Origin of the sequence: Mesorhizobium sp. NZP2077, assembly GCF_013170805.1 — a bacterium.
In the GTDB taxonomy this organism is placed as follows: domain Bacteria; phylum Pseudomonadota; class Alphaproteobacteria; order Rhizobiales; family Rhizobiaceae; genus Mesorhizobium.
Genome location: NZ_CP051293.1, coordinates 5,254,101 through 5,269,857, shown reverse-complemented (window position 1 = coordinate 5,269,857; position 15,757 = coordinate 5,254,101). Strand labels below are relative to the sequence as shown.

Sequence of the window (15,757 nt, the reverse complement as noted above, 5' to 3'; positions counted from 1 at the left end):
GGAAATGGCGCCGTAATGTGCGCCTCTCTAAGTCTCTCTCCCCGAGGATGCCAATCAAGCAGCGTCCGTTTGAAAGAGGATACGAGACCCCATGAATATTGCCCCCATTTCATATTCCCGCACCCGTAAGCGTCTCCTGGCTGCCGCCGCTTCCGTCGCCGTTGCCGGCGTGATCGGCGTTGGCGCGCTGACCGGCGGAACCAGTCCCGTTCTGGCCGATGCCGTACGCGTCGAGGCGCCGCAGGTGCAAGGCTTCGCCGATGTCGTCGAGCGCGTTTCGCCGGCCGTCGTCAGCGTCAAGGTGAAGGCCAAGATCCAGCCGACCGCCGATGATGGCTCCGATGATCAGGACGGTCTCGACAATCTTCCCAACAATCCGCAGCTGCGCCGCTTCTTCAAGGAATTCCGGGGCTTTGGCGATCAGAACGGCCAGAACGATGACGGCCATCGCCGCTTCGGTCATCGCGACCGTAACAACGACCAGCCGCGCCCGGTGGCGCAGGGCTCCGGCTTCTTCATTTCCGATGACGGCTATCTCGTCACCAACAACCACGTCGTCGAAGAGGGCACCGCCTTCACCGTGGTGACCAATGACGGCAAGGAATTTGATGCCAAGCTGGTCGGTACCGACCCGCGCACCGATCTCGCCGTGCTCAAGGTCGAAGGCAGCGGCAAGTTCACCTATGTCGACTTCGCCGACGATTCCAAGGTTCGTGTCGGCGACTGGGTTGTGGCGGTCGGCAATCCGTTCGGCCTCGGTGGCACTGTCACCGCCGGCATCGTGTCGGCACGCGGCCGTGACATCGGCGCCGGCCCCTATGACGATTTCCTCCAGATCGACGCCTCGGTCAACCGCGGCAATTCGGGTGGCCCGACCTTCAATCTCAACGGCCAGGTGGTCGGCATCAACACCGCGATCTTCTCGCCTTCCGGCGGCAGCGTCGGTATCGCCTTCGACATTCCTGCCTCGACCGCCAAGCAGGTTGTCGAAGACCTGATGAAGAACGGTGCGGTGCAGCGCGGCTGGCTCGGCGTCGAAATCCAGCCGGTTACCTCTGACATCGCCGAATCGCTCGGTCTGAAGTCCAACAATGGCGCGTTGGTGTCGAGCGCCCAGGACGATGGCCCCGGCAAGAAGGCCGGCATCGCGGCTGGTGACGTCATCACCCAGGTCGAGGGCAAGGACGTCGCTTCGCCGAAGGAACTCGCCCGCCTGATCGGCGCCTATTCGCCGGGCAAGTCGGTTGACGTCACCGTCTGGCGCGACGGCAAGAGCCAGACGATCAAAGTCGATCTCGGCAAGCTGCCGGTGAGTGACAAGCAGGCCTCGAACGACCAGCAGCCGCAGCCCGCCGCTCCGGCCAAGCCCGACACGCTGGCCGATCTCGGCCTCAAGGTCACCAAGTCCGAAAACGGCAAGGGTCTCGTGGTGACCGATGTCGATCCCGACAGCGATGCCGCCGACCGCGGCATCCAGCCGGGCGACATCATCACCGCAGTCAATTCGGTCGAAGTGAATGGCACCGACGACGTCACCAAGGCGATGACCGACGCGGTGAAGGCTGGACGGAAGGCCGTGCTGATGCAGATCACCCGCGACGACAACAACCGCTTCGTCGCGCTGCCCGTCGCCAAGGGCTGACAACGACTTTTCCGGTGCGGCGGTTTCAAACACCCCCGAGCCACCGCATGGGAAAGCATGGAGCCGGGTGCGTTAGTCAGTCATCGTGCTCTCCTCCAGCGGCAGCGGGCCTCCCATCGCCCGCTGCCGCACATTTTGGAAGTCGCCTAAAAGCGCTCCCTCGGGCCTGGGCCGAGAGAACGTCATGATTGCAGGATCATGCCCCGAAACAGGCCCGAAACAGGCTTGTCCGGGATGAAGACAACCAGAGAACAAGATTTCATCGCGCGCGGTCCCGATCATCTTGATCGCGACGCGCTTTGGCAAAGGCTAAAATGCAGATGCCGGCTACTCAACCTTCCAGCGAAATCGCGTATAACGGCCCCATGAAGATTCTCGTCATAGAAGACGATCGCGAGGCTGCGGATTATCTGCAGAAAGCCTTCACCGAGGCGGGTCATACCGCGCATGTCGCCGGTGATGGCGAAACCGGCTTCGCGCTTGCCGACGCCGGCGACTATGATGTCATGGTCATCGACCGGATGATGCCGCGCCGCGACGGGTTGTCGGTCATTGCCGGCCTTCGCTCCCGGGGCAACACCACGCCGGTGCTGATCCTCTCGGCGCTGGGTGAGGTCGATGACCGGGTCACCGGCCTGCGCGCCGGCGGGGATGATTATCTGACCAAGCCCTATGCGTTTTCCGAGCTTCTGGCCCGCGTCGAGGTGTTGAACCGTCGCGCCAGCGCCAAGGAGGCCGAGACCGTCTACCGGGTTGGCGACCTTGAACTCGACAGACTGTCGCATTCGGTTCGCCGGGCGGCGCGCGAGATCACGCTGCAGCCGCGCGAATTCCGCTTGCTCGAATATCTGATGCGCCATGCCGGCCAGGTGGTGACGCGCACCATGCTGCTCGAAAATGTCTGGGATTATCATTTCGATCCGCAGACCAATGTCATCGACGTCCATGTCTCGCGGTTGCGGGGCAAAATCGAAAAGGGCTTCGACAAGCCGATCCTGCACACGGTTCGCGGCTCCGGCTACATGCTGAAGGGCGGCTAGAGCATGACCCCGAAAAGTGGGAACCGGTTTTCTCAGACAAACGGTTTCGTTTGTCCAGAGGTCATGCTCCAACAACAAAGAGCTAGATTAGCATGACGATTCGACCAATCGTCATGCTGATCTAGGCGACAGCATGGCTCTTTCCGTGCCGGCCATCATGAAGACGACGGCAGCGCGGCTTTCGGCGCTCTATTTCCTGCTTTTCGCGCTGTGCGCCGTGCTGCTGGTCTTCTACATGACGTCGCTGTCAGCGAGCATGCTGACCGGGCAGACGCAGGACACAATAAATGATGAGATAATAGGCTTGGCCAGCGCCTACAAGAAAGGCGGCCTGCCGTTGCTGGTGCGCGTGGTCGAAAACCGCTCCCGTCAGCCTGGCGCTAACCTCTATCTGATCGCCGACACCAATGGCCAGATACTGACCGGCAATGTGCAGGCCTTGGAACCTGGTGTGATCGATACCGAGGGCTGGACGACCGAGCCGTTCTCCTACAAGCGCTTCGGCGAAGGCGAGCTTGATCGTTTGCGCAGTGGGGCGTCCGACCCGACGCCATCCCCTTCAAACGATGCGGCGCAAACAGAGGGCGAGAAAGGTCACAACGCCATTGCGCTGGTGCTGCGGCTGCCCAATCAGATGATCCTGCTGGTCGGGCGCGATCTTGGCGAACCGGAGCGCTTTCGCGCCGTTATCCGCCGCGCCCTCATGCTGGCGCTTGGCATGATGGGGCTCGGCGGACTGCTCATCTGGTTCTTTGTCGGCCGTGCCGCGCTGAAGCGCATCGACAGCGTGTCGGAGGCCAGCCGCCGCATCATGGGCGGTGATCTCTCGGGCCGGCTGCCGGTGACCGGCGCCGGTGACGAGTTCGACCGGCTTTCGGAAAACCTGAATTCCATGCTGGCCAGGATCGCTACGCTCAACGAAGGCTTGAAGCAGGTTTCCGACAACATCGCGCATGACCTGAAAACGCCGCTGACCCGGCTGCGCAACCGCGCTGAGGCGACACTTTCCGGCAAACACAAGCCCGCCGATTACCGCCAGGCGCTGGAAGGCACCATTGCCGAGTCCGACCAGCTGATAAAGACCTTCAACGCCATCCTGATGATCTCGCGGCTGGAGGCCGGATATTCGTCGGAGCACACCAATCGCGTCGATCTGGCCGCGGCCGTGCGTGATGTCGTCGAGCTCTACGAGCCGGTGGCGGAAGAGGCCGGTGTTTCGCTCGAAGCCGAGGTGAGCGGCGCTTTTATCGTCGACGGCAACCGCGAGCTGATCGGCCAGGCGCTGTCCAACATCGTCGACAATGCGATCAAATATTCGACGGATTCCACGTCCAAGCCGGCGGTTCGTGTGACGCTTGAGCGGACACATGGCGAGATCAGGCTTTGTGTCGCCGACAACGGCCAGGGCATTCCGGACGATGCCGATCGAGCCCGGGCGACCGAACGTTTCGTTCGATTGGAAAAGAGCCGTTCTCAGCCGGGCTCCGGCCTTGGCCTCAGCCTCGCCAAGGCGGTCATGACCTTCCACTATGGACGGCTTGATCTGTTGCCTGGCAATCCGGGGCTATCCGTGGTCATGACTTTCCCCGCGCGGGAGGATCACTGATGGCTGCGGTTGCGAAAAGGACGCTCACGGACTGGCTGCTGAAGCCGGCGGTTGGGCTTACCCCTCTCGACGAAGGCCGGGCGCGGCACGAACTGGCCGAAATCACTGCTGTGGCACGTGAAGAAGGGTTGGCGCGGCTGGTCAAGTTCCTGGCCGGCAAGGGGGAGGGCCAGGATTTCCTAGCCGCTGTCTTCGACCTCTCGCCATTCCTGCGTGACACGGCGCGTCGCCGGCCGCAGATCCTGGACGGCCTGTTCGACCAACCGGTCGCGGCGCGGCTGAAAGCGATCGCCGCCGCGATCGAACAGGCACCGCTGGCCGAAGCGGTCTCCGAATCCGGGCTGATGATGGAGCTGCGCCACTGCAAGGCCGAGGCGCATTTCCTGATCGCGCTCGCCGATCTCGCCGGTGAAGCGGAAACGTCGCTGACGGTGCGGCGGCTGAGCGATCTTGCCGATGCCTGCACCCGCGCGGCCGTCGACTTCCTGCTGCGCGACGCGCACGGCCAGGGCAAGCTCAAGCTGCCCGATCTCGACAAGCCGTCGCGGCAGTCGGGCTGGATACTGCTCGGCATGGGCAAGCTCGGCGCGCACGAGCTGAATTTCTCTTCCGACATCGACCTTGTCGTCTTCTTCGATCCGGAAGCACCCGCAATTGTCGATCCTCTCGATGCTACCGAACTGTTTTCGCGGCTGACGCGACGGCTGGTGCGCATCCTGCAGGACCGTACAGAGCACGGCTATGTCTTCCGCACAGATCTGCGGCTGCGCCCGGATCCCGGTTCGACCCCGCTGGCGATCCCCGTTGAAGCCGCGCTGCGCTACTACGAAGCGCGGGGCCAAAATTGGGAACGTGCGGCGATGATCAAGGCGCGTCCGGTGGCCGGCGACATGGACGCGGGTGCTGCCTTCCTCAAGGAGTTGCAGCCCTACATCTGGCGCAAATACATGGACTACGCGGCGATTGCCGACGTCCATTCGATCAAGCGCCAGATCCACGCCCACAAAGGCCATGGCGAGATCGCCGTGAAAGGCCACAACGTCAAGCTCGGCCGTGGCGGCATCCGCGAGATCGAGTTCTTCGTCCAGACCCAGCAGCTCATCGCCGGCGGTCGCTTTCCGGAACTGCGCGGCCGCGAGACCGTGCCGATGCTCGGCCAGCTCGCGGCCCGCGGATGGATCACCTCCGAGGCGCGTGACGCACTCGCCCGCCAGTACTGGTTCCTGCGCCGTGTCGAACACGCCATCCAGATGGTGGCCGACGAGCAGACCCACACGCTGCCGGAAGACGATGAGGGGCTGGAGCGCATCGCCCGCATGCTGGGCTTTGCCGATGCAGCGGCCTTTTCCCAGGCATTCCGCGCCTCGTTGCAACAGGTCGAGCGCCACTATGCGGCGCTGTTTGAAACAGCACCGGAGCTTTCGGCGGGTATCGGCAATCTGGTCTTCACTGGGGACGTCGATGACCCCGATACGCTGCAGACCTTGCACGGTCTCGGCTTTCAGCGGCCGAGCGACATCTGCCGTGTCATTCGCGGTTGGCATTTCGGCCGCTATCGCGTCACCCAGTCGGCGGAGGCGCGCGAGCGGCTGACGGAATTGACGCCGGCGCTGCTTAAGGCATTCGGCCAGACGCGCCGGGCGGACGAGGCCTTGATCCGCTTCGACGAGTTTCTAGCCGGCCTGCCGGCCGGCATCCAGCTGTTTTCACTGCTGCAGTCAAACCCGGCGCTGCTCAAGCTGATGGCGACGATCATGGGCGCAGCACCTCGGCTGGCGGCGATCATCACACGCCGGCCGCATGTGTTCGACGGCCTGCTCGATCCGGCCTTGCTGAGTGAACTGCCGGACCGCGCGTATCTGTCGGCACGGCTTTCCGCCTTTGTCGAAGGCGACAGACTTTACGAGGATGTGCTCGACCGGCTGCGCATCTTTGCCTCGGAGCAGAAATTCCTCATCGGTGTGCGGCTGCTTGCTGGCTCGATCGATCCGGCCCGGGCCGGCCGCGCCTTTTCCGATCTGGCCGATCTCACCATCGAGGCAGCTCTGCAGGCAGTGACCGCCGAGTTCGCGGCGCGCCACGGTACGATCGCCGGCGGTGTGGTTTCGCTGCTCGGCATGGGCAAGCTTGGCAGCCGCGAGTTGACCGCGGGATCGGATGTCGACCTCATCCTGCTCTACGACCACGACGCGGATGCCGAAGACTCCGACGGCGACAAGCCGCTGGCGCCTTCGCATTACTACACTCGCATGACGCAGCGGCTGATCGCGGCGGTGTCAGCACCGACGGCCGAGGGGGTGCTCTACGAACTCGACCTGCGACTGCGGCCGTCCGGCAACAAGGGTCCGGTGGCCACCCATATCGATGCCTTCAAGAAATACCAGCGCCAAGAGGCCTGGACCTGGGAACACATGGCGCTGTCGCGGGCACGCGCCATTGCCGGCGATGGCGCCCTGTGCGCTGAGGTCGAAGCGGAAGTTGCTGTGGTGCTTGGCCAGCCGCGCGACGCGGCAAAGGTGAGCACGGAAGCCGTGGACATGCGCGCCATGATCGATAAGGAAAAGCCGCCGCGTGACCTCTGGGACATCAAGCTGATCCCCGGCGGTCTGATCGATCTCGAATTCATCGCCCAGGTGGCTGTCATCACCGGACAGGTCGAGGCTGGGCCGCGTGTCACCGGCACGGCCGAGATACTGTCCCGCCTCGCGCCTGTCTTCGCCGATGCCGGCATCCGGCAGGAACTTGGCGCCGCCTTCGCGCTCTATCTGGCGCTGACCCAGGTGACCCGGCTGTGCCTCACGGGAGCCTTCGAGCGCGACGACGTTCCACCGGGGCTTTCAGATCTGCTTCTGGCGGTGACCGACCTGCCGGATTTCGGTGTGCTGGAAGCACATCTCAAGGAGACGTCGCAAAAGGTCAGGAATGACTTCGACCTTTTGCTTCGTGCCGGACGACCGTGAAATAGTTGGTCCGCTAGAGCATCGGACCCCAAAGTGGAAACCGGTTTTGGGAAAGTCCGGTGCTCAAACAAAGAGATAGAGCGGCAACAGGATCGAAGATCCGCCGCTCTGGCATCGGGGGTGACGATGCTACAGGAGAAGACCCATGAGAAAGTCAACCAAGCTTGCCCTTGCCTTCGCAGCACTTGCCGGCGCCGTCGGCACCACGGCCTATGCCGAAAACAATGCCAGCGCGAAAATGCGCGAGGACACGATGATGCGCCTCAACAAGGCGATCAGCGATTCGGACGGCGCCATCACCTTCGACCAGTTCTCCGACGCCATGAACGCGCGGCTGAAGAAGCTCGTTGCCGCCAATGGCGGCAAGTTGACCGTCGCCCAGCTCGCCGACGCGCTGGAGAAGGCGCGCTTCGAGCGGATGGCCAAGCGCATCATCGCCCGCTACGACTCCAAGGGCGACGGCACGCTGACGTCAGATGACATCACCGGTCGCGAGAACAAGGTCTTCGCTATGCTCGACAGGAACAATGACGGCAAGATCGAGAAGAGCGAGCTATTGGATGACGAAGGCAACGACGGCAGCGTGCAGTGAGGTTGTTCGAGGAAGGCTCCGGCGACGCCGGCCGGAGCCTGCTGCTTAAGCCGCGACCTTGACGGCCGCCGGCGCCTTTTTCACCGGTATTCGCACCGACACGATCGTGCCGACGCCTTCGGTCGAACGGATCTTCAGCGCGCCGCCCTGAAGTTCGGCAAGCGAGCGCGAGATGGCAAGGCCAAGACCGGATCCGGCATGGTTCTTGGAGAACTGGTTCTGCACCTGTTCGAAGGGTCGCCCGAGTTTGCCGAGCGCCGCCTTCGGGATGCCGCAGCCATTGTCTTCGATCGTCAGCACCAACGCGCCGGACGTGTTGCGGGCCCTGACCGAAATATGGCCACCCTGGCCGGTGAACTTCACCGCGTTGGACAGGAGGTTGATGACGATCTGCTTGATCGCCCGGCGATCGGCGAACAACGTCAGTGCGTCGGCGATACGCGTTTCCACGGTGATCGCCTTTTGCGCGGCCTGCAGCGAGACGACGCGCACCGTCTCGCTGATCAGCGGCCCGAGGTCGATCTGCTCCTGGTCCAGCGAGAACTGGCCGGCCTCGATCTTGGACATGTCGAGTATGTCGTTGATGACGCCCAGCAGATACTTGCCGCTGCTGTTGATATCGGTGGCGTACTCCTCGTAGCGCTCCGAACCCAGCGGGCCGAACAGCCCCTGTTCCATCAGTTCGGAAAAGCCGATGATGGCGTTCAGCGGCGTGCGCAATTCATGCGACATGTTGGCCAGGAATTCGGATTTGGCCTGGTTCGCCGCTTCGGCCCGTTCGGTTTCCTTCATGTACTTACGGTTGAGGTCGACCAGCTCGCTGGAGCGCTCCTCTTCGGAGCGCCTGGCGAGGCTGAGATCATGGATCGTTGCCATCAGCCGGCGTTCGCTGTCGACCAGCTTTTCCTGATGCAGCTTGATCTGCGTGATGTCGGAGCCGACCGAGACAATGCCGCCGTCCCTGGTCCTGAGTTCGTTGACCTGCAGCCAGCGGCCGTCGGACAGCTGACGTTCGAAAGTGGCGCCGCCTTGCGGACCATTGGTGTTGGCAAGCCGGCGCTCGGAAGCAAAGGCCAGCATCCGCTCGTCCAGGGAAGCGCGCGTCACGCCCGGCATCACGTCGCGATCCGAGAGCCCGTTGTCCTGCTGATATTTGGAATTGCACATGATCAGCCGCTGGGCCGAATCCCAAAGCACGAAAGATTCGTTGATGTTCTCGATCGCGGTTCTGAGGCGAAGATCGGCCGCCTCGGAACGCAGCGCCAGATGGCGCTGCTCGGTGACGTCGACAGCGATCCCGATCAGCTGGATTTCCGGTGCTTCCGGATCCATGACCTGGGCACGAGCGCGCATCCACACCCATTGGCCGTCGGCATGCCGCATCCGGAACACCTGGTCGATGTGGTCGATCTCGCGGGCGACAATTCTGTTGGCGAGCTCGAACAGGTCGCCGTCCTCGGGATGGATGATCTCGTCGACCTCGCCGAAGGACAGCATCGTGTCGCAGGGCTCGTAGCCCAGCATGTCGTACATCGAGCGCGACCAGTACATCTTGCCGCGCACCATGTCCCAGTCCCACAGGCCGCAGCGGCCGCGAACCAGCGCCATGTCGATACGCTGATGCGCTTCGAGATAGATGCGGTCGGCGGCCTGCGCGCGCGCCGCCTGTCCAAAATAGGCGTAGAGGATGATGATCAGCACGCCGGCCGTCAGCACGAACAGGGTGACGTTGAGCGAGACGGTCTTGCGCCACGTGTCGAAGACGGCGTCCTGCGGCACCAAGGCCGCCGCCGCTCCCTTCCGCTCCTTGGCCACGCTGACCGCGGCGTACCAGTCCTGGCCGCCGATATTGACCTCCATGACGCCGGCGCGGTCGCCAAACATGAACAGCGGCTGGCCACCCTCGACGAGGCCGTCGAGCGCATGGCCTTGCCAAGGCATCGAGCGTGGCGTGACCGCGGCGATCTTGAAGGCGCTGTCGGTGATGACGAGCACATGGCTGCGGCTCATCGAGCCCTGACGGCTGGTGGTTTCCAGCAGATCCTGAATGGCGCCGGGCACGGTATCCGAGGTGGTGGCGAGCGAACTGGCCAGTTGCCCCGCCGCCAGTGTCAGGATCGCCTTGGCATCACGCTCGACATCGTCGCGTTCGTTCATCAGCGACAGCACGCGCAGCGCCGCGATGACGAGAAGGAAGATGATGATAAGGGCCGGTATCGACCGGCGCAGCAGCGGCTCGGCGGCCAGAAGCCGCTTGTAGGCCGGTTCGGCAATGAGCCGCGTATTCCCGGCAAGGCCATCGCTGCGCGTCTTGCGACGCGCAAAAGCCATCCCACCGGGCGCGCCCCACGCGTCCGCCTTCGCCATAAATGGCACTCCCCGAATTTGCCTATGCTGCTTGGTGATCCGGCAAACGCCGCACATCCGAATCGTCAGTAAAGAATCAAAGGTGATTCGCCTTGTCTAGTGGTCCGGCGAAAAAAGATTAAAAATCGACTAAAATAATCGGTTTTGGAGGTGCGGCGGCTCGGGCCTCCTCCCGCAAGGGAGAAGGCAAGGGGTGCCTAGGCCAGCGTGCGCTCGACGATATCGCGCAGATCCGCCGACAGGCTTTCGGCATTGGCGATCGAAAGCAGCGCTTCCCGGGCCTTGGCTTGCCGGCCCGGCTCAAGCGAACGCCATGATCGCAGTGCCGTCGCCAGTCTTGCCGCCACTTGCGGATTGCGTTTTTCGACCTCGAGCACCGTCTGCGCGAAGAATCGGTAGCCTTCGCCGTCGGCGCGATGGAAGCCGGTCTGGTTGGCGCTGGAGAAGGTGCCGACCAGCGAACGCACCCGGTTTGGATTGGCCATCGAGAAGGCCGGATGAGCTGACAGTGCCCGAACGGTGTCCACGGCCTGCGGCCCCGGCACGCTGGCCTGGATCTGGAACCATTTGTCCATGACCAGCGGGTCGGACCCATAAGTCTTCTCGAAAGCCGCCAGCGCCTTGATGGCCTCGGGCGAACCATGGTGGCGATGAGCGAGCGCGCCAAGTGCGGCCGCGCGGTCGGTCATGTTGGTCGCGGACTGGAAATGCCCGGCCGCCAATGCCGCTCCGCCCGGCAGCAGCGAGAGATAATCCAGCAAAGTGTTGCGCAAGGCGCGCCGTCCTGCGCTCGCCGCGTCAGGGCTGAAGGCGGTCTTGTCGGCAAGGCTGTGGTAGAGGCTGGAAAATGCCTCGCCATTGGCCGTGGCGATCGCGAGCGCAAGGGCCTGCCGGGCCGTATGGATAGCGTCGGGATCGATGTTCTTGCCGATGTCGCGGGCGATGTCGGCATCGCCGGGCAGCGCCAGTGCCAGAGCCCGGTAGGCAGGTTCCAGCGTCTCATCGGCGGCAATGCCGCCGGCAAGCTCGGTCAGCCGCGTCGCGAAGACCGGCTGCTTGCCGCCAAGGATTTCGCGGAAGGCAGCGATCAGCGCATCGGTAAGCAGCGTGTTGAAGGCTTGCCAGCGCGAGAAGGCGTCGCTGTCATGGCGGGCGAGGAAGAACTGGTCATCGGCCTTCTGCTCGACCGACAGCGTCACCGGTGCCGAAAAGCCGCGATTGAGCGACACCGCCGGGCGTTCGGCAACGCCTGAGAAACGCACCATATGGCGGCGCTTGCGAAGATGGATGACACCACCCTCGACGCTGGCGCCCTCGACGCCGCTATATTCGACAGGCTTGCCGCCGGCGCCGATCAGCCCGAAGGCAAGCGGAATATGCATCAGCCGCTTGCGGCTTTCGGAGGGTGTCGGCGGCACCGACTGCTCGATCTCGAGCGTGAATTCCTGCGCGGCCGCATTGTGCGTCGAACTGACCGTCAGGTTGGGCGTGCCCGCCTGATGATACCAGAGCGCGAACTGCGACAGGTCGCGGCCCGAAGCATCCTCGAACACCTTGATGAAATCCTCGATCGTCGCCGCGTCGCCGTCATGGCGCTCGAAATAGAGGTCCATGCCGGCGCGAAAGGTCTCGGCCCCAAGGATGGTGCGGATCATGCGCACCACTTCGGAGCCCTTTTCGTAGACCGTTGCCGTGTAGAAATTGTTGATCTCGCGGTAGCGGCGCGGCCGCACCGGATGCGCCAGCGGGCCCTGATCCTCGGGAAACTGATGCGCGCGCAGCAGGCGTACCTCGGCGATGCGCTTGACCGGCCGCGAGCGCTGGTCGGCGGAGAATTCGTGGTCGCGGAAGACCGTCAGCCCTTCCTTCAGGCAAAGCTGGAACCAGTCGCGGCAAGTGATTCTGTTGCCTGTCCAATTGTGGAAATACTCATGTGCGATGATCGCCTCGATATTGGCGAAATCGGCGTCCGTCGCGGTCTCCTGGTCGGCCAGCACATATTTGTCGTTGAAGATGTTGAGCCCCTTGTTCTCCATCGCGCCCATGTTGAAGTCGGACACGGCGACGATGTTGAAGACGTCGAGGTCGTACTCCCGGCCAAACGCCTCTTCGTCCCATCTCATCGACCGCTTCAGCGCGTCCATGGCGTAAGCGGCAAGCTTATCCTTGCCAGGCTCGACATAGATACCGAGCTCGACCTCGCGGCCGGATAGGGTGACGAAACTGTCGGCAACCCGGCCGAGATTGCCGGCCACCAGCGCGAACAGATAGGACGGCTTGGGGAAGGGGTCGTGCCACACGGCATAGTGCCGGCCGTCACCGAGATCGCCCTTGTCGACGGGATTGCCGTTAGACAGGAGCAGCGGCGCCTCGTCGCGCAGTGCCTCGATGCGCACGGTGTAGACGGACAGGATATCGGGGCGATCGAGGAAATAGGTGATGCGGCGGAAGCCCTCGGCCTCGCATTGCGTGCAATAGACATTGTTCGAGCGGTAGAGCCCCATCAGGGCTTCGTTGCCGACCGGTGCCAGTTCGGTTTCGATCAGCAACTGGAAGCGGCGTGCGGCCGGTGGCTTGAGAATGGTGAGCTGGTCAGGTGTCACCAGCAGATCCGCCGGCTTTGCTTTCTTGCCGTCGATAGCGATGCGCCTGAGCGTCAACCCGTCGCCGTCGAGCACCAACGGCGCCGACGCGGACACGCCGTCGCGGCGTTCGACCGTCAGGATTGCGGTGACGATTGTGGCCTCGGGCGAAAGGCGGAAGGTGAGGTTGGTCTGCGGAATGAGATAGTCGTTGGGGCGATAGTCTTCGAGTTTGAAGACCTGGCCGGTGTCCGTGCGCATTCCGTTGTTTTTCCTGTCGATTGCCTCGGGAGCGGACAGTTCCGCTGGTCCAAGAAATTTGAAGTCAGCGCTCTTTACACGAAACGGTCCCTCGACAAAACTGCGAGAGGGTCTATCGAGGCCTTCTTTGCGGCATCGCGGCCAAAGCATGTTGAATGCCAGCGTTGCCGGGCATACAGGCAACGATCAGGGACGCATCACCAGCGTGACATCAGGAGCCGGGGCTCAACCAGAAACGAGCGGCCACGGTGCGCTAAGGGGCATCGCCCTGAAGATCGTCTCCGTCGCGGTTTTTGTCGGCATGCAAACCTGCATCAAGGCGGCCGGCGACGTGCCGGCCGGGCAGATCGTCTTCTTCCGCTCCTTCTTCGCCATATTCCCGATCATTGCCTTCCTGGCATTGAAGGGACGGCTTTCGACGGCATTCGTCACCAAACGTCCCTTCAACCATGTCGCACGCGGTATTGTCGGCGTTGGCGCCATGGGGCTTGGCTTCTTCGCGCTGACCAGGCTGCCGCTGCCGGAAGCGATCACCCTGAACTATGCGCAGCCGCTGCTGGTCGTGGTGTTTTCCTCGGTCTTCCTTGGCGAGACGATCCGGGTCTATCGCTGGAGCGCGGTGGCGGTTGGTCTGATCGGAGTGCTGATCATTTCCTGGCCGGAGTTGACCCTGCTCAACTCCGACGAAGGGCTGGACGACCAGGAGGTCCTGGGCGTCATGGCCGCGCTGGTGGCCGCGGCGATCTCGGCTGTCGCCATGCTGCTTGTGCGCAATCTCGTGCAAACGGAGAAGACGGCGACCATCGTCTTGTGGTTCTCGTCGACCGCGAGCGTGCTCTCGCTGCTGACGCTGCCTTTTGGCTGGCAAGCACTGACGCCGGCGCAAGCCGCACTGCTTATCATGGCCGGCTTCTGCGGCGGCCTCGGCCAGATCCTGATGACCTCGGCCTATCGTCATGCCGAGGCGTCGGTGGTGGCGCCGTTCGAATACACCTCGATGATCCTCGGCGTTGTCGTCGGCTATTTCGTTTTCGGCGACGTGACCTCGCTCAGCACGCTGATCGGCGGCGTGATCGTGGTGGCCGCCGGCATCTTCATCATCTGGCGCGAGCGGCAACTCGGGCTGGAGCGACAGCGAGCGCGCAAGGTGACGCTGCCGCAAGGCTGAGAATGCCCTCGATTGCTTTCGTCAGCCGGGAAAATCGGACTGCGCCTCGGACCGTGACAGGCGGAAGGCATCCAGTTGGTTGCAAAGACGATCCACGGAAATCAGCAAAGGGTAGGGCGAGAGATCGACGCCGAAACGACGGGCATTGTTCATTTGAGGCACAAGGTGCAGGTCCGCCCATCCCGGTGTGTCTCCGAAGCAGAATGGCCATTGGGTCGCGCGTCCAGTCAGCGTTTCCTCCAAGGCGGTGAAGCCCAGGCTCAGCCAGTTCTGCACCCAGCGGTCGACACCGGCTTCGTCGATTGACAACTCGGATTGCAGGAATCGACGAACCCTCTGCACCGTGATCGCGTGCATTTCCGATGCAATGTGCGCTCCGAAAGCCCGGGCCTGAGCGCGCGTTAGTGGGTCTACGGGCAACAGGCTTGGCGTCGGGTACATCTCCTCAAGATATTCGAGAATGGCGGGCGATTGGGCGATAATTCGGCCTTCGATGTCGAGGGCCGGCAGCAGGCTTTGCGGATTGAGGGTTTTGTATTCCCCCGGCGCCAGGGATCTCACCGGCACATAGGTGAACTGCAATCCCTTCAGTCGAAGCGCGATTCGAACACGTTCGCCGGCCGAATTCTGCCAGCGGGACAGTAGACGCATGTGGTTTCTCCTACTCCGCGAACGGTAACAGGGTGCGCGGCCAGCCCGTCAAGGGTCAGCCAGCCCGCTCTTTCGCCAGCCGCACCAGTACAGCCCTCGTCTGCTCATCCGCTGGAAAGAAGGATTCGATCGCCAGTTCGGACAGCGTCACGTCGAGCGGTGTGCCGAACACGGTGATGGTAGTGATGAACGACAGTACCTGATCACCATGGGCGAGGCGCAGTGGATGCACGATCGCATTCGGCTCGACAGGCATAGGCCTGCTGCCCTTCAGCCCGGACGGATAGCTGCGCAATTCCCGCTCCAATTCGACCAGCACCCGATCGCCGCTGGCGTCGTTCTGTTGTTTCAGCCGTTCCAGCAGGTGCGTGCGCCATTCCTGCAGGTTGACGATGCGCGGTGCAATGCCGCCTGGGTGCAGGCTGAGGCGAAGCACGTTGACCGGCGGCGCCAGCAGGGAAGCCTCGCCGACATCGGCAAGGAAGGGAGCAATCGCGGCATTCGCCGAAACCAGGTTCCAGTGCCGGTCCACCGCCAGCGCCGGGAACGGCTCGTGGCCCTTGAGCACGATCTCGACCGCTGCCATCGCCGGTGCCAGCGTCGTGTCGGTAAGTGGCCGTTCGCCGAAGCTCGGCGCAAAGCCCGCGGCCAGCAGCAACTGGTTGCGCTGCCTCAGCGGGATCGAAAGCTGCTCAGCCAGATGCAAGACCATATCGCGCGAGGGCGCGGCCCGCCCGCTTTCGACGAAGGACAGATGGCGCTGCGAAATCTCGGCTTCCATGGCAAGGTCGAGCTGGCTCATGCGGCGGCGCGTGCGCCATTCGCGAATGAGGCTGCCGGCGGAGGTTTGGGCTGTTGTCATAGCGCCCATGACTAGGGCGATGGCAG

Annotated in this window: 10 protein-coding genes; 6 read left to right on the top strand and 4 right to left on the bottom strand. The window is 63.1% G+C overall.

What is annotated here, in order from left to right; translation table 11 throughout:
* Positions 1 to 91: 91 nt before the first annotated feature.
* From HGP13_RS26440 to HGP13_RS26420, 5 genes are all read left to right on the top strand, one after another.
* Positions 92 to 1,642: a Do family serine endopeptidase gene (locus HGP13_RS26440; RefSeq protein ID WP_172230800.1), complete on the top strand. Its 1,551-nt coding sequence runs from the start codon at positions 92 to 94 to the stop codon at positions 1,640 to 1,642.
* A 365-nt stretch (positions 1,643 to 2,007) separates the two neighbouring features.
* Positions 2,008 to 2,682, top strand: a complete 675-nt coding sequence (locus tag HGP13_RS26435; protein WP_172230797.1) for a response regulator transcription factor — start codon at positions 2,008 to 2,010, stop codon at positions 2,680 to 2,682.
* Between the two features lie 133 nt (positions 2,683 to 2,815).
* Complete coding sequence (locus tag HGP13_RS26430) at positions 2,816 to 4,288, top strand: HAMP domain-containing sensor histidine kinase (RefSeq protein ID WP_172230794.1); 1,473 nt, start codon at positions 2,816 to 2,818, stop codon at positions 4,286 to 4,288.
* A complete protein-coding gene (locus HGP13_RS26425) occupies positions 4,288 to 7,248 on the top strand; it encodes a bifunctional [glutamine synthetase] adenylyltransferase/[glutamine synthetase]-adenylyl-L-tyrosine phosphorylase (protein WP_172230791.1) in 2,961 nt (986 codons plus the stop codon). The genes HGP13_RS26430 and HGP13_RS26425 overlap by 1 nt, the downstream gene beginning before the upstream one ends.
* A 145-nt stretch (positions 7,249 to 7,393) precedes the next feature.
* Complete coding sequence (locus HGP13_RS26420; RefSeq protein ID WP_172230788.1) at positions 7,394 to 7,840, top strand: hypothetical protein; 447 nt, start codon at positions 7,394 to 7,396, stop codon at positions 7,838 to 7,840.
* 45 nt (positions 7,841 to 7,885) lie between these two features.
* Here HGP13_RS26420 and HGP13_RS26415 read toward each other — a convergent pair whose 3' ends face one another.
* Positions 7,886 to 10,207 carry a PAS domain-containing sensor histidine kinase gene (locus HGP13_RS26415; protein ID WP_172230785.1) on the bottom strand — a complete coding sequence of 774 codons (2,322 nt, stop codon included), beginning with the start codon at positions 10,205 to 10,207 and terminating at the stop codon, positions 7,886 to 7,888.
* A gap of 197 nt (positions 10,208 to 10,404) precedes the next feature.
* Positions 10,405 to 13,050, bottom strand: coding sequence for an aminopeptidase N (gene pepN / locus HGP13_RS26410; RefSeq protein WP_172230782.1), 2,646 nt, complete (start codon positions 13,048 to 13,050; stop codon positions 10,405 to 10,407).
* A gap of 148 nt (positions 13,051 to 13,198) precedes the next feature.
* Here pepN and HGP13_RS26405 point away from each other — a divergent pair, with 148 nt between their 5' ends.
* Complete coding sequence (locus HGP13_RS26405; protein WP_246707131.1) at positions 13,199 to 14,218, top strand: DMT family transporter; 1,020 nt, start codon at positions 13,199 to 13,201, stop codon at positions 14,216 to 14,218.
* Positions 14,219 to 14,239: 21 nt separating this feature from the next.
* On the opposite strand, the gene maiA is transcribed toward HGP13_RS26405, so the two are convergent.
* Together maiA and HGP13_RS26395 are read right to left on the bottom strand one after the other, a co-directional pair.
* Entirely contained in the window at positions 14,240 to 14,869 is a 630-nt protein-coding gene (maiA, locus tag HGP13_RS26400) for a maleylacetoacetate isomerase (RefSeq protein WP_172230779.1), read from the bottom strand.
* Positions 14,870 to 14,924: 55 nt separating this feature from the next.
* Complete coding sequence (locus HGP13_RS26395) at positions 14,925 to 15,731, bottom strand: helix-turn-helix transcriptional regulator (protein ID WP_172230776.1); 807 nt, start codon at positions 15,729 to 15,731, stop codon at positions 14,925 to 14,927.
* Between the last annotated feature and the right edge of the window lie 26 nt (positions 15,732 to 15,757).

Coding starts and splice junctions, on each gene's coding strand:
- HGP13_RS26415 (WP_172230785.1), bottom strand. CDS start 10,207: ATGGCGAAGGCGGACGCGTGGGGCGCGCCCGGTGGGATGGCTTTTGCG.
- HGP13_RS26440 (WP_172230800.1), top strand. CDS start 92: ATGAATATTGCCCCCATTTCATATTCCCGCACCCGTAAGCGTCTCCTG.
- maiA (WP_172230779.1), bottom strand. CDS start 14,869: ATGCGTCTACTGTCCCGCTGGCAGAATTCGGCCGGCGAACGTGTTCGA.
- HGP13_RS26405 (WP_246707131.1), top strand. CDS start 13,199: ATGTTGAATGCCAGCGTTGCCGGGCATACAGGCAACGATCAGGGACGC.
- HGP13_RS26420 (WP_172230788.1), top strand. CDS start 7,394: ATGAGAAAGTCAACCAAGCTTGCCCTTGCCTTCGCAGCACTTGCCGGC.
- HGP13_RS26395 (WP_172230776.1), bottom strand. CDS start 15,731: ATGACAACAGCCCAAACCTCCGCCGGCAGCCTCATTCGCGAATGGCGC.
- HGP13_RS26425 (WP_172230791.1), top strand. CDS start 4,288: ATGGCTGCGGTTGCGAAAAGGACGCTCACGGACTGGCTGCTGAAGCCG.
- HGP13_RS26435 (WP_172230797.1), top strand. CDS start 2,008: ATGAAGATTCTCGTCATAGAAGACGATCGCGAGGCTGCGGATTATCTG.
- pepN (WP_172230782.1), bottom strand. CDS start 13,050: ATGCGCACGGACACCGGCCAGGTCTTCAAACTCGAAGACTATCGCCCC.
- HGP13_RS26430 (WP_172230794.1), top strand. CDS start 2,816: ATGGCTCTTTCCGTGCCGGCCATCATGAAGACGACGGCAGCGCGGCTT.